Source organism: Streptomyces sp. NPDC126510 (assembly GCF_040302345.1).
Classification (GTDB): Bacteria; Actinomycetota; Actinomycetes; order Streptomycetales; family Streptomycetaceae; genus Streptomyces.
This window is the reverse complement of sequence record NZ_JBEORR010000003.1, coordinates 114,695-126,668: the sequence shown is the minus strand read 5'-3', so window position 1 is coordinate 126,668 and position 11,974 is coordinate 114,695. Positions and strand designations below refer to the sequence as shown.

Annotated in this window: 14 protein-coding genes; 8 read left to right on the top strand and 6 right to left on the bottom strand. The window is 71.1% G+C overall.

What is annotated here, in order from left to right:
* Window positions 1–17: 17 nt before the first annotated feature.
* Window positions 18–776, bottom strand: coding sequence for a TetR/AcrR family transcriptional regulator (locus ABTX60_RS04525; RefSeq protein ID WP_352095579.1), 759 nt, complete (start codon window positions 774–776; stop codon window positions 18–20).
* Between the two features lie 112 nt (window positions 777–888).
* On the opposite strand from ABTX60_RS04525, the gene ABTX60_RS04520 reads away from it, so the two are divergent.
* Both ABTX60_RS04520 and ABTX60_RS04515 read left to right on the top strand, forming a co-directional pair.
* Window positions 889–1,485 (top strand): NADPH-dependent FMN reductase, encoded by a 597-nt coding sequence (locus ABTX60_RS04520; protein WP_352095578.1) that lies wholly within the window; start codon window positions 889–891, stop codon window positions 1,483–1,485.
* A gap of 26 nt (window positions 1,486–1,511) precedes the next feature.
* Window positions 1,512–3,029: a DHA2 family efflux MFS transporter permease subunit gene (locus ABTX60_RS04515; RefSeq protein WP_352095577.1), complete on the top strand. Its 1,518-nt coding sequence runs from the start codon at window positions 1,512–1,514 to the stop codon at window positions 3,027–3,029.
* A 1-nt stretch (window position 3,030) separates the two neighbouring features.
* On the opposite strand, the gene ABTX60_RS04510 is transcribed toward ABTX60_RS04515, so the two are convergent.
* Window positions 3,031–3,432 (bottom strand): hypothetical protein, encoded by a 402-nt coding sequence (locus ABTX60_RS04510; RefSeq protein WP_352095576.1) that lies wholly within the window; start codon window positions 3,430–3,432, stop codon window positions 3,031–3,033.
* A 56-nt stretch (window positions 3,433–3,488) separates the two neighbouring features.
* Here ABTX60_RS04510 and ABTX60_RS04505 point away from each other — a divergent pair, with 56 nt between their 5' ends.
* Window positions 3,489–4,193 carry a uridine kinase family protein gene (locus tag ABTX60_RS04505; RefSeq protein WP_352095575.1) on the top strand — a complete coding sequence of 235 codons (705 nt, stop codon included), beginning with the start codon at window positions 3,489–3,491 and terminating at the stop codon, window positions 4,191–4,193.
* On the opposite strand, the gene ABTX60_RS04500 is transcribed toward ABTX60_RS04505, so the two are convergent.
* Both ABTX60_RS04500 and ABTX60_RS04495 read right to left on the bottom strand, forming a co-directional pair.
* A complete protein-coding gene (locus tag ABTX60_RS04500) occupies window positions 4,190–5,113 on the bottom strand; it encodes a MerR family transcriptional regulator (protein ID WP_352095804.1) in 924 nt (307 codons plus the stop codon). The two genes, ABTX60_RS04505 and ABTX60_RS04500, sit on opposite strands and share 4 nt — an antisense overlap.
* Before the next feature lie 256 nt (window positions 5,114–5,369).
* Window positions 5,370–6,125 carry a SigE family RNA polymerase sigma factor gene (locus tag ABTX60_RS04495; protein ID WP_352095574.1) on the bottom strand — a complete coding sequence of 252 codons (756 nt, stop codon included), beginning with the start codon at window positions 6,123–6,125 and terminating at the stop codon, window positions 5,370–5,372.
* Between the two features lie 239 nt (window positions 6,126–6,364).
* Here ABTX60_RS04495 and afsQ1 point away from each other — a divergent pair, with 239 nt between their 5' ends.
* The 5 genes from afsQ1 (at window position 6,365) to ABTX60_RS04470 (ending at window position 10,206) form a co-directional block, all read left to right on the top strand.
* Entirely contained in the window at window positions 6,365–7,042 is a 678-nt protein-coding gene (gene afsQ1, locus ABTX60_RS04490) for a two-component system response regulator AfsQ1 (RefSeq protein WP_053675520.1), read from the top strand.
* On the top strand, window positions 7,039–8,643 hold the full coding sequence (locus ABTX60_RS04485) for an ATP-binding protein (RefSeq protein ID WP_352095573.1): 1,605 nt from the start codon (window positions 7,039–7,041) through the stop codon (window positions 8,641–8,643). Before afsQ1 ends, ABTX60_RS04485 begins: the two co-directional genes overlap by 4 nt.
* Window positions 8,640–9,260 carry a hypothetical protein gene (locus ABTX60_RS04480; RefSeq protein ID WP_502992272.1) on the top strand — a complete coding sequence of 207 codons (621 nt, stop codon included), beginning with the start codon at window positions 8,640–8,642 and terminating at the stop codon, window positions 9,258–9,260. Before ABTX60_RS04485 ends, ABTX60_RS04480 begins: the two co-directional genes overlap by 4 nt.
* Before the next feature lie 85 nt (window positions 9,261–9,345).
* On the top strand, window positions 9,346–9,930 hold the full coding sequence (locus ABTX60_RS04475) for a VanZ family protein (protein ID WP_352095572.1): 585 nt from the start codon (window positions 9,346–9,348) through the stop codon (window positions 9,928–9,930).
* A gap of 63 nt (window positions 9,931–9,993) precedes the next feature.
* Window positions 9,994–10,206, top strand: a complete 213-nt coding sequence (locus tag ABTX60_RS04470; RefSeq protein WP_053675614.1) for a PspC domain-containing protein — start codon at window positions 9,994–9,996, stop codon at window positions 10,204–10,206.
* Between the two features lie 82 nt (window positions 10,207–10,288).
* Here ABTX60_RS04470 and ABTX60_RS04465 read toward each other — a convergent pair whose 3' ends face one another.
* Together ABTX60_RS04465 and ABTX60_RS04460 are read right to left on the bottom strand one after the other, a co-directional pair.
* Window positions 10,289–10,630, bottom strand: coding sequence for an ATP-binding protein (locus ABTX60_RS04465; protein WP_352095571.1), 342 nt, complete (start codon window positions 10,628–10,630; stop codon window positions 10,289–10,291).
* Between the two features lie 145 nt (window positions 10,631–10,775).
* Window positions 10,776–11,927, bottom strand: a complete 1,152-nt coding sequence (locus tag ABTX60_RS04460) for an adenosine deaminase (RefSeq protein ID WP_352095570.1) — start codon at window positions 11,925–11,927, stop codon at window positions 10,776–10,778.
* Window positions 11,928–11,974: the final 47 nt, after the last annotated feature.

The following is an 11,974-nucleotide window of genomic DNA, read 5'->3' as shown; positions in this document are numbered from 1 at the left end:
TCCGCGTCCGCTCAGCCTCAGATCCCGAGCCGCTGCCCGATGCCGTCGAGGACGCAGTCGAGGCCGAAGGCGAACTCCCAGGCCCGGTCGTCCTTGCGGGTCGCGCCGAGGGCGTACTGCTCGAAGGCCGGGTAGCGGCCCGTGCTCATCAGGTAGCGCATCTGCGGGGCGAGTGCCTGGCGGGTCTCGTCGCCGCTGGTCCAGCCGTTGCGTTCCTGGTAGTCCCGCAGGGCGATCTCGGTCTGGGCCGAGCCGTGCACGAAGGAGGCGACGGCCCGGAAGGCTGCCATGACCGAGTCGGCGTCCAGGCCGAAGTCGGCGAGCGCGGCCAGCTGCCGTTCCGTCACGGCCATCCGTGACGGTGTGAGCATGACGAGGGGCATCGGCATGGCCGCCATCCACGGATGGGCGAGCATCAGCTCCCGGGTCTGCAGGGCGTAGGCACGCAGCACCTCCCGCCAGTCCGTCGCGCCCTCCGGGACGGCCAGATCCCGGAAGACCCGGTCGATCATGAGCGCCCAGAGGTCGTCCTTGCCGCTGACGTGCCGGTAGGCCGCCATGGGGGCGACGCCGAGTCTGGTGGCGAGGCGGCGCATGGTGACGGCGGCGCCGCCCTCCTCGTCGGCGATCTCGACCGCGGCGGCGGCGATCCGCTCCAGGGTCAGTGAGGCGCGCGGGAGGGGGGCCGGCCGCTCCATGCGCTCCCAGAGAGAGGGCCCCTCGCCACCGCCCTCACCCTTCTTGTCCGCGTTCCTCGAATTCTTCGCGACCCCCATGCCACTCCTCCCGGTCGACCTGTCGCGTACAGCGTATCGCCAGTAGACGGCGTACACATTGCTGTGTACGTTGTACGCACCTAGATACGCCGTACACCGCCAAGGGGGACCCATGCCCGACCGCACCGAACCGCTCCGCGTCGCCGTCCTCGTCGGCTCGACCCGCGAGGGGCGCTTCGCACCCGTGGTGACGAAGTGGCTGACCGGCCATCTCGAGCAGCGCGACGATCTGACGGCCGACGTCGTGGACCTCGCCGAGACGCCGCTGCCGACCGTGTTCCCGGCCTTCGGCCGGCAGCCGCCGCCCGGCTCCCGCGAGCAACTGGCCCTCGTGTCACCGCGCCTCGCCGCGGCCGACGCCTTCGTCCTCGTCACACCCGAGTACAACCACAGCTTCCCGGCGTCCCTGAAGAACGCGATCGACTGGCACGGCGAGGAGTGGCACGGCAAGCCGGTCGGCTTCGTCTCCTACGGCGGCCTGTCCGGCGGTCTGCGCGCGGTGGAGCAACTGCGGGTCGTCATGGCCGAGGTGAACGCCACGACCATCCGCAACACCGTCAGCTTCCACGACGCGTGGAGCCGCTTCGACGAGGACGGCGCCTGCAAGGACCCCGCCGCCGACACCGCCGCGAAGGCCCTGTTCGACCAGCTCGCCTGGTGGGGCCACGCCCTGCGCGACGCCAAGTCCGTCCGCCGTTACGTCGCCTGACCACCGATCACGCAAGAGGGGGAATCATGGACACACGCGCGGCGGAGACCTCCGCGGAAGGGGCGGCCCGGCCGGCCGACCCGCCTTCCCGGCTCGTCATCCTCGGACTGCTGCTCGGCATCGTGCTCGCCACGCTCGACGGAACCGTCGTCGGCACCGCACTGCCCACCATCGTCGGTGACCTCGGCGGCCTCGACCACCTCTCCTGGGTGCTCACCGCCTATCTGCTGACCACGGCCGTCTCCACCCCGATCTGGGGCAAGATCGGCGACCTCTACGGCCACAAGGGCAGCTACCTCACGTCCATCACCGTGTTCCTGGCCGGCTCGGTGCTGTGCGGACTCGCGCAGGACATGGGCCAGTTGATCGCGTTCCGGGCCCTGCAGGGAATCGGCGCGGGCGGCCTGTTCGTAGGGGCGCTCTCACTCATCGGCACGCTGCTCACCCCTGCCGAGGCGGGACGCGCCCAGTCGCTGATCGGAGTGCTGCTGCCCGCCGCGATGATCGGCGGCCCCCTGGCCGGCGGCTTCCTCACGGACCACCTTGACTGGCGCTGGGTGTTCTACGTCAACGTCCCGGTCGGCGCCCTCGCGTTGATCCTCGTCGGCCGCGGTGTCCGGCTGCGCACGACCCGCGTGAAGGCGCCGATCGACCTGGCGGGGGCCGGGCTGCTCACCGGCGCGGTCCTCGCCCTGACGCTGCTGGCGAGTTGGGCCGGGACGACGTACGCCTGGACGTCACCGCAGATCGTCGGGCTCGCCCTGCTCTGCGCGGTGATGCTGGCCGCCTTCGTGCGGGTCGAGCGGCGCGCCCCGGAACCGGTGATCCCACCCAGGCTCTTCAGGGACCGGAACTTCACGGTCGCGCAAATCCTCAGCTTCGTCGCGGGCGCGGCCATGCTCGCGGCGGCAGCCTATCTGCCCCAGTACCTGCAGTTCGTACGGGACATGTCGTCCACCCGGAGCGGACTGCTGCTGCTCCCGCTGATGCTGGGCATGATCGGCGCCCAGCTCGTCATCGGCCGGCGGATCGCCGGTGGCGGACGCTACCGCGCCTATCCCATCGCGGGCGGCGCGCTGGCCACGGCGGGGGCAGTGTCGCTGCTGTCGCTCGGCACGGACACGACGGTGCCCGTCGCCTCCGGTCTGACGCTGGCGCTCGGCGTGGGCATCGGCTGTCTGATGCAGCCGGCCATGCTCATCACGATGAACAGCGCCGAGCCCCGCGACATGGGCGCGGCCAGCGGCACCCAGACGCTGCTGCGCACCATCGGCGGCTCCCTGGGCGTCGCCGTCCTCGGGTCCGTCTACACCGGCCGGCTCACGGCTGCCGTGACGGACGGGCTCGGCGCCGAGGGCGGGCGGCTCACCGAGGGGGAGCTGACCCCCGGACTGTTGCGAAACCTGCCGGAACCGGTCCAGGGCGTGTTCCGGGCCGGCGTGGTGGACGGTCTGCATGGTGTCGCGCTCGGCACGGCCACGCTGTGCGCCGTGGCCTTCGCGGTGGCGTGGCTGATCCGGGAGGTCCCGCTGCGAGGGCGATGATTCAGCGCGAGAGCGGCTCGTTCAGGCGCTCCACCACCGGCATGCCCCCGATGGACGGCGCCTGAGCCACCGGCCCCGTCACCTCCCGGGACGACATCGGCTTGAAGTCGGCGACCTCGGTGCCGACGCTGTTCTCGAGCGGGTCGACTCCCGTGCCGGCGAGGGGATTGGGCTTGAGACCCGTGGCCGCTCCGGTGGTGTGGGAGAGGGTGTCGCCCGCCGCCTCGAGGCCGGCCCGGGGGTCGGTCTTCCCCACCGAGGTGTGGACCACGTCCAGGACCGAGCCGGTGCCCGCCGCGGCCGCCGCCGCACCCGCACCCGCCCCCAGCGCCATGCCGGCGGTCGCGAGAACGGCCAGGGCGCGCTGGGCGGTCGGCTTCATGGGTGAGTCGTGTCGGGCCATCACTGCCACCTTCTGGCGCTTTGGGTAATCGGAACGACACGAAGGGTAGTTGAGATGTGACGCGCGCATCAAAGCCGACCCGCGGGGTCGTACGACCCCCTGTCGATGCCTCACACTGGTGTCCCGTGAGTTCTCCTCTGCCCATACCGACGCGAGTCGTGCTGCTCTGCGGCCCTTCCGGCTCCGGCAAGTCCCTCCTCGCGGCCCGCTCCGGCCTCCCGGTGCTGCGGCTCGACGACTTCTACAAGGAGGGCGACGACCCGACACTGCCCCTGGTGGCGGGGAGCTCCGACATCGACTGGGACCACCCGGACTCCTGGGACGCGGACACGGCCGTCGCCGCCATCACCGAGCTGTGCCGCACGGGCCGTACGGGGGTTCCCGTCTACGACATCTCGCTCAGCGCCCGCACCGGCGACGAGACGGTCGACATCGGACGGACCCCCCTGTTCATCGCGGAGGGCGTCTTCGCCGCGGAGATCGTCACGCGCTGCCGTGAACTCGGCGTCCTCGCCGACGCGCTGTGCCTGAGCCGGGGCCCGGTGAAGACGTTCCGCCGCCGCTTCCTGCGGGACCTGAGGGAGGGCCGCAAGTCGGTGCCGTTCCTCCTGCGCCGCGGCTGGCGGCTGATGCGCCAGGAGCGGACGATCGTCTCCCGTCAGACGGCGCTGGGCGCGTACGCCTGCGACCGCGACGAGGCGATGGGCCGGCTGGCGGCAGCGGCGGCGGGCCGGTGCGAGAGCCTCCGTACGGCGGCCTAAGGCGTGTTTCGAGTAGCGGGTGCCTCTTGGGCGGATAGTTCTTCCGCCAGTTCCATACAGCGCAGGCGGGCTGGGGAGAAGTCGTAGGGCATCGTGCCGGCGGCTTCGAACACGCTCGTGGAGTCAGCTTCCCACCCGCCAGAGCCGCGGCCGGCCTCGCCCTCGCCGTCATCGGCGGTGGCGGGGTGCATGGTGTCCCAGGCGTCGAAGAGGGCATCGTCGTCCTTGCCCAGGCCGGACTCCTCGATGACGGCCTGCAGGGCGCTTTCGAAGGCGTGCCGCTCGGCGGCCACTTGGGCCACCCGTGGGTCATCGACGGCGACACTGTCATCGAGTGCCTCCTCGGCGTCATCGATGCGGTCGGAATCGGCCCGCAGAGTGGGATGTGTGGCCAGGACGACGAAGCGGGTGGCCTGGACGGCAGCGCCGAGCGGGCCGAAGATCCGCTCAGTGACCAGCAGACTGTCCAGGTCCGCCTGACGCAGGGAGCCCTCGGGCAGGCTCTTGAGGCGTTCGGCGACGAAGTCGGAGAGCAGGCCAATCCGGCTGCCTTCGGTGCGCATCCGCCGCACGGCGGTCCGTTGCCGCCGCAAATCCGCCGCCTGCTCGGCGAGGGTTTCCTCCAACCGCTCCAGGATGCCCGCGATCCCTTCTCCGCTGTCCGCACCGGCGGAAGCCGTGCCGGTGGCGAAGGCGTCACGGATGTGGTCCAGGGCGATCCCGGCGTCTGCCATCTTGCGAATCCACAGCAAGCGGATCATGTCCTCGTACCCGTAGCGGCGGCGGTCATCGCCGCCCCGCTCAGGCTCGGGGAGGAGGCCGATCTCGTGGTAATGGCGAATCGCCCGTGGCGTGCTGCCGACGAAGGCCGCCGCGTCACCGATCTTGACCTGACGGGGTGGCATGAAAGACGAGTGCATGAGCAGGGACCTTTCCCCAAGGCATCGGGACGTAAGTCCACCGGACCACATGCCGCTACGGAAGGTGCAACCCCATACAGATCATCAAGGCGGTCAGGGCACGAAGAAAGCGGGACTGGACGGACCCCCCGGCCCTCCAGCCCCGCTTCCGTACTCCCCCGTTGTCCTCCCCCGAGTCCCCACTCTCCTGCGAAGACGCCCCCCAGCGTCCGTGCAGTCCCCCAGTGGGCCCCCTTGTGGTGCTCCCCCCCGACCTTCAGGCGACGAGCTCGCCGAAGGCGTCCTCCTCGTCACGGCCGAAGCTGAGGACCTCGTCCTCGCGCAGCCGGCGGAGCGACCGCCAGATGCTGGACTTCACCGTGCCGACACTGATGTCGAGGATCTCCGCGATCTCCGGGTCCGTGCGGCCCTCGTAGTAGCGCAGGACCAGCATGGTGCGCTGGAGTTCGGGCAGCCGGGCCAGCGCCTGCCACAGGACCGCGCGCAGCTCGGTGCCGCGCATCGCGTCCGTGTCGCCGGCCGTCTCCGGCAGTTCCTCGGTCGGGTATTCGTTGAGCTTGCGGCGCCGCCAGGCGCTGATGTGCAGGTTGGTCATGGTGCGGCGGAGGTATCCGCCGACCGCCGCCTTGTCACTGATCCGGTCCCACGCCCGGTAGGTCGAGAACAGCGCGCTCTGCAGCAGGTCCTCGGCCTCGAAGCGGTCACCGGTCAGGTGGTAGGCGGTTGCGTACAGGGAGGCGCGGCGCTCCTGGACGTAGGCGGTGAACTCCGCCTCCGCCATCGAGCGGCGCTCCCCCGAGCCCTCCCCGTACGCGGCTCCCCCGTGAGCCTCCCCCGTCCCCTTGTTCTCCCCCGTGTGCGCGTCAACCACCGTCATGAACCCGATGTGCTGACGCCCGGTACCGTGAGCGCACCCCCGCGTGCTCACGACACCGGACTTCTCGGAACCCCGGTGCACGTCGTGCAGACGCGTGACAACTGCGCTGGTGCTGATGCCGTGCAGCGTGTTCATCTCGCGCCCCCCGTCGTGGACTTCCGATGTGCGGCCCGCCTGTTCAGGCGGGCTTCCTTGCCTGTGCCGAAAAGCTTGCCGCCGCACTTTCATCGCCGTGTCCGCCGACTGTCACAGACCTGTCACAGGGGTCGGCCACAGGCCGGCCACGGGCCGTCCACAGGCGTCGGCGGTACGGGCCCGGACCGACTGGGCCCCAGCGGTCGAACCCCGACCCCTCCATGGGCCAGAATGAGCGCGTGCCTTCCCTGTTGCTGATCGAGGACGACGACGCCATCCGGACGGCCCTGGAGCTCTCACTGACGCGCCAGGGTCATCGCGTGGCGACCGCTGCCAGCGGTGAGGACGGTCTGAAGCTGCTCCGTGAGCAGCGGCCGGATCTGATCGTGCTGGACGTGATGCTGCCCGGCATCGACGGGTTCGAGGTGTGCCGGCGCATCCGGCGCACGGACCAGTTGCCGATCATCCTGCTGACCGCGCGCAGCGACGACATCGACGTGGTGGTCGGGCTGGAGTCCGGCGCCGACGACTATGTCGTCAAACCGGTGCAGGGACGGGTGCTCGACGCCCGGATCCGGGCCGTGCTGCGGCGCGGCGAGCGGGAGTCGAACGACGCGGCGAGCTTCGGCAGCCTCGTCATCGACCGCTCGGCGATGACCGTGACGAAGAACGGCGAGGACCTCCAGCTCACGCCGACCGAGCTGCGGCTGCTGCTGGAGCTGAGCCGGCGGCCCGGCCAGGCGCTGTCCCGGCAGCAGCTGCTGCGGCTGGTGTGGGAGCACGACTACCTGGGCGACTCGCGTCTCGTGGACGCGTGTGTCCAGCGGCTGCGTGCCAAGGTCGAGGACGTGCCGTCGTCCCCGACGCTGATCCGCACCGTCCGGGGTGTCGGCTACCGGCTGGACGCGCCTCAGTGACACAGGCGCACCAAGGGGGGGCCCGCGGCTGGACCGGGGCGCGCAAGGGAGTTCTGTCGCGGCTGCGCTTCACGAGCCTGCGGCTGCGGCTGGTCGTCGTCTTCGGTCTGGTGGCCCTGACGGCCGCCGTGTCCGCGTCCGCCATCGCGTACTGGCTCAACCGCGAGGCCGTGCTCACCCGCACCCAGGACGCCGTGCTGCGCGACTTCGAGCAGGAGATGCAGAACCGGGCGGGCGCACTGCCCGAGCGTCCCACTCAGGACGAGCTGCAGCACACCGCGGGCCAGATGGCGGGCAGCGACCAGCGCTTCAGCGTGCTGCTGGTCGGCCGTGACACCGAGGGCAGGACCGTCTACGGCAGCTCCGGCGGGCTGAACGGCTTCTCGCTGCAGGACGTGCCGAAGTCGCTGCGCACGGCGGTGAACAGGACGCAGAAGGTCGACGGGGCCAACAAGCACCCGTATCACCTGTACTGGCAGCGGATAGTCGACCACGACACCCCGTACCTGGTGGCCGGTACGCGGGTGATCGGCGGCGGTCCGACCGGTTACATGCTCAAGTCGCTGGAGCCGGAGGCCAAGGACCTCAACTCGCTGGCCTGGTCGCTGGGCATCGCCACGGGGCTCGCGCTGATCGGCTCGGCGCTGCTGGCGCAGGCCGCGGCGACGACCGTGCTGAAGCCGGTGCAGCGGCTCGGGACGGCCGCGCGGCGGCTCGGCGAGGGCAAGCTGGACACCCGGCTGCGGGTCTCCGGGACCGATGAACTGGCCGATCTGTCACGGACGTTCAACTACGCGGCAGAGGCGCTGGAGAAGCGGGTCGCCGACATGGCCGCGCGCGACGAGGCGTCCCGGCGGTTCGTCGCGGACATGAGCCATGAGCTCCGCACGCCCCTCACCGCGATCACCGCCGTGACGGAGATCCTGGAGGAGGAGCTGGAGGCGGAGACCGGCAGCATGGACCCGATGATCGAGCCGGCCGTCCGGCTGGTGGTCAGCGAGACACGGCGGCTGAACGACCTGGTCGAGAATCTGATGGAGGTCACCCGCTTCGACGCGGGCACCGCCCGGCTGGTCCTGGACGACGTGGACCTCGCCGACCAGATCACCGCCTGCATCGACGCCCGGGCCTGGCTGGACGCGGTCGAGCTGGACGCCGAGCGCGGTCTGCACGCCCGGCTGGATCCGCGCCGCCTGGACGTCATCCTGGCCAACCTCATCGGCAACGCGCTCAAGCACGGCGGTTCCCCGGTGCGGGTGTCCGTGCGGGAGGCGGACGACTCGATCGTCATCGAGGTGCGGGACCACGGGCCCGGCATCCCGGAGGACGTCCTGCCGCACGTCTTCGACCGCTTCTACAAGGCCAGCGCCTCCCGGCCGCGCTCCGAGGGAAGTGGCCTCGGGCTGTCCATCGCGCTGGAGAACGCCCACATCCACGGCGGTGAGATCACCGCGGCCAACTCGCCCGACTCGGGCGCGGTGTTCACCCTGCGGCTGCCGCGCGGCACGTCCCCCGCGGAGGAGCAGCCCGCCGAGGACGAGCCGGGGCAGGAGAGCGGCACCGACCGGCCGCTGGGCGAGGAATCGAAGGGGGACGCATGATGACCGCGCGTCTGGCGGCCGTGTCCCGGCTGCTCGCCGTTCCGGCGCTCGCCGTGCTGCTGGCCGGCTGCGGGATCCGGGCCACGGAGGTGCCGACGAACTTCGGGCCCGCGCCCTCGCGGGTGCAGTGCTCCCTCTCCGAGTCGGACGTCTCCACCCAGGCGGCCCGGGGGCTGCCGGTGCAGGTGTTCCTGCTGTGCGGATCCTCGCTGGTGACCGTCGACCGGGCCGTGCGGGTCCCGGACGGCGCGGCCGACTCCGAGCGGCGCATGCTCGTCGCGCAGGGCCTGCTGGACCAGCTCGCCACACCGCCGTCGACCGCCGAGAAGGAAGCCGGCTACGGCACGGACGTCCGCGGCGGCATCACGGTCGGCCGGCCGCGCCCCGGCGACCCGGAGGACACGCTGCGGCTGAGCACGGCACCGGCCGGCCTCACCTCGTACGCCCTCGCGCAGATCGTGTGCACCTTCTCCGACTCGGCCGCGGCCGAGGGCGACGGCTCGGTGGTCCTGGGCGGTCCCGGCGCCGAGAGCCCGCGCCGCTACGAGTGCACCGACGAGGTGCAGGCCCGGCCGGGCAGCACGGAGCCGCCGTCGAAGGACGCGGCCGGGGAGTGATCCGCCCGGGCTGTGGCGTATGCCTCACAGGGCCGACGGGGCCCATCCCGGAACCGAAGGCGCCGGAGACGGCGTCTTGGGGGTCGTGCAGCGTCAAGGCTCCATCGGCGGCAGCGCCGCGTTCCGCATCCGTGTGACAGGAGGTGTCCTCCTCGTCGCACACCTGGCGTTCGTCGCCTGGCTCACGCTGCGGCCGCTGGACGTGCCCTGGGTGATGCCCGCCAATCTCCGGCCGTTCGCCGGTATCCGGGCCGATCTGGCCCTGGGCTGGCCCGAGGCGGCCCGCCGGATCGGGGAGGGGCTGGCCCTGCTCGCCCCGCTGGGTGTCCTGCTGCCGCTGGCGGGCGGCAGGCTGATCGTCTCGCCGCTGGCGTCCCTGCTGCGCACCGTCGCGGCCGGGGCACTGCTCTCCTGGTCCATCGAACTGCTGCAGACGGGCGTGCCCGGTCAGGTCGTCGACGTCGACTCGCTGTTCCTGAACACCGTGGGCGTGGCCCTCGCGCATCTCGCGCTGGTCCCGGCGGGCCGCTCCTGGCTGCGCCGCCGCACCACCGGCCGGCTGCTGCGCACGCCCCTCCCCGCGGAGGAGCCGGCTCAGGGTCGGACCCCGACGATTCCCAGGGTCGGGATCGCCCCGTGGAGCGACGCTTTGCCCCCTTCGTCTCCGTAGCGTGGAGGGCAGATGGGGCACTCGGACGAGAGGCCTCACGCACCGACGCTGAAGGAGTCGCACATGTCCCGCCTCGCCCGCCCCACCCACGGCCGCATGATCGGCGGAGTGTGCGCCGCACTGGCACGGCGCTTCGGCACCTCCGCGACGACGATGCGGGTGATCTTCCTGATCTCGTGCCTGCTGCCCGGCCCGCAGTTCCTGCTGTACATCGCGCTGTGGATTCTGCTGCCCGCGGAGGACAAGACGCACGGCAAGGCCCAAACGGCCTGGTAACGCCCGTAGGTGAGAACGCCGATGGGGCGCACCCCGTGTGGGTGCGCCCCATCGGCGCGTGTGTCCGCCGTCGACGGGAGGGTCAGACGGCCGGCACGCCCTTCACCGGCAGACCCTTCGTCGGGAGCCCGCCGAGCAGCTTGGCGGCCGGGCCGGTCGGGCCCTGGGCGAGCAGCTGCCCGGCGACCGGCTGGGCGGCGGCGAGACCGGTGCCGGCCAGGGTCTGCCCCTGCCCCAGCGCCTCACCCGCACCGGCCGGCAGCGTCTGGGAGAGCTGCTCCGCCGGGGCTGCCGCGGTGACACTCTCCAGCGTCCGGGCAGGGTCCGGGAGGGTCGGGGCGGCGTTGGCGGCACCCGCACCGGCGGCGGCGAAGGCGGCGCCGAGAGCGGCGACACCGAGAGTCCTGGCAGCAGACTGCTTCATGAAAATGCGTCCTCGTAATGGGATGACGGGTGTGAGCGGTTCAGCGACCGTAATCACGCGGCCCCGCCCGCCGCAAACATCGAAATGCGGACGGATGGTGAACACCGCCCGCATTCGCCGTGCGCCGAACATCCCTCAATCTGCCCTACGAAGCATCAGAACCGCTGGTGGAAGCGGTCTGGCGGAACAGCCATTCGGATTTCAGCTCGGCATATCCGGGCTTGATCACGTCATTGATCATGGCCAGCCGTTCATCGAAAGGAATGAAAGATGATTTCATCGCATTGACGGAGAACCATTGCATGTCGTCGAGCGTGTAACCGAACGCCTCGACAAGGTGCTCGAATTCCCGGCTCATGCTGGTGTGGGACATCAGGCGGTTGTCCGTGTTGACCGTGGCCCGGAAGTGCAGCCGGCGCAGCAGACCGATGGGGTGCTCGGCGTACGAGGACGCGGCCCCGGTCTGGAGGTTGGAGCTCGGGCACAGCTCCAGCGGGATGCGCTTGTCCCGGACGTAGGAGGCGAGCCTCCCGAGTTCGACCCGGCCGTCCTCGTGGACCTGGATGTCGTCGATGATCCGCACGCCGTGGCCGAGCCGGTCGGCGCCGCACCACTGGAGGGCCTGCCAGATGGAGGGCAGGCCGAAGGCCTCGCCGGCGTGGATGGTGAAGTGGTTGTTCTCGCGCTTGAGGTACTCGAAGGCGTCCAGGTGCCGGGTGGGCGGGTAGCCGGCCTCGGCACCGGCGATATCGAAGCCGACGACTCCCAGATCGCGGTGGCGGTTGGCGAGTTCCGCGATCTCCAGGGCACGGGCCGCGTGCCGCATGGCGGTGAGCAGCGCGCCCACACGGATGCGCTGACCGTTCTCCCGGGCGCGCCGCTCCCCTTCCCGGAAGCCCTCGTTGACGGCCTCCACGACCTCTTCGAGACCGAGGCCGCCCTCCAGGTGCTGCTCGGGGGCGTAGCGCACCTCGGCGTAGACGACGCCGTCCGCGGCGAGGTCCTCGGCGCATTCGGCGGCGACCCGGACCAGGGCGTCACGGGTCTGCATGACGCCGACGGTGTGCGAGAACGTCTCCAGATACCTCTCCAGGGAACCGGAGTCGGCGGCCTCACGGAACCAGAGGCCGAGTTTCTCGGGATCGGTGTCGGGGAGCTGGGTATAGCCGCAGGCGCGGGCGAGTTCGACGATCGTGCCGGGGCGCAGACCGCCGTCGAGGTGGTCGTGCAGCAGAACCTTGGGTGCCCGGCGGATCTGGTCCGGTGTCGGGGTGTTCGCAATGGTCTGGCTCGTCATTTCCGCACTGTAACGCCTACGCGCGTAGACGGCGCGTTCCCGGACGC

Bases quoted from the DNA above. Each gene is read 5' to 3' on its own strand.
- ABTX60_RS04525 (WP_352095579.1), bottom strand. From the start codon at position 776: ATGGGGGTCGCGAAGAATTCGAGGAACGCGGACAAGAAGGGTGAGGGC.
- ABTX60_RS04520 (WP_352095578.1), top strand. From the start codon at position 889: ATGCCCGACCGCACCGAACCGCTCCGCGTCGCCGTCCTCGTCGGCTCG.
- ABTX60_RS04515 (WP_352095577.1), top strand. From the start codon at position 1,512: ATGGACACACGCGCGGCGGAGACCTCCGCGGAAGGGGCGGCCCGGCCG.
- ABTX60_RS04510 (WP_352095576.1), bottom strand. From the start codon at position 3,432: ATGGCCCGACACGACTCACCCATGAAGCCGACCGCCCAGCGCGCCCTG.
- ABTX60_RS04500 (WP_352095804.1), bottom strand. From the start codon at position 5,113: ATGCACTCGTCTTTCATGCCACCCCGTCAGGTCAAGATCGGTGACGCG.
- ABTX60_RS04495 (WP_352095574.1), bottom strand. From the start codon at position 6,125: ATGAACACGCTGCACGGCATCAGCACCAGCGCAGTTGTCACGCGTCTG.
- ABTX60_RS04480 (WP_502992272.1), top strand. From the start codon at position 8,640: ATGATGACCGCGCGTCTGGCGGCCGTGTCCCGGCTGCTCGCCGTTCCG.
- ABTX60_RS04470 (WP_053675614.1), top strand. From the start codon at position 9,994: ATGTCCCGCCTCGCCCGCCCCACCCACGGCCGCATGATCGGCGGAGTG.
- ABTX60_RS04465 (WP_352095571.1), bottom strand. From the start codon at position 10,630: ATGAAGCAGTCTGCTGCCAGGACTCTCGGTGTCGCCGCTCTCGGCGCC.
- ABTX60_RS04460 (WP_352095570.1), bottom strand. From the start codon at position 11,927: ATGACGAGCCAGACCATTGCGAACACCCCGACACCGGACCAGATCCGC.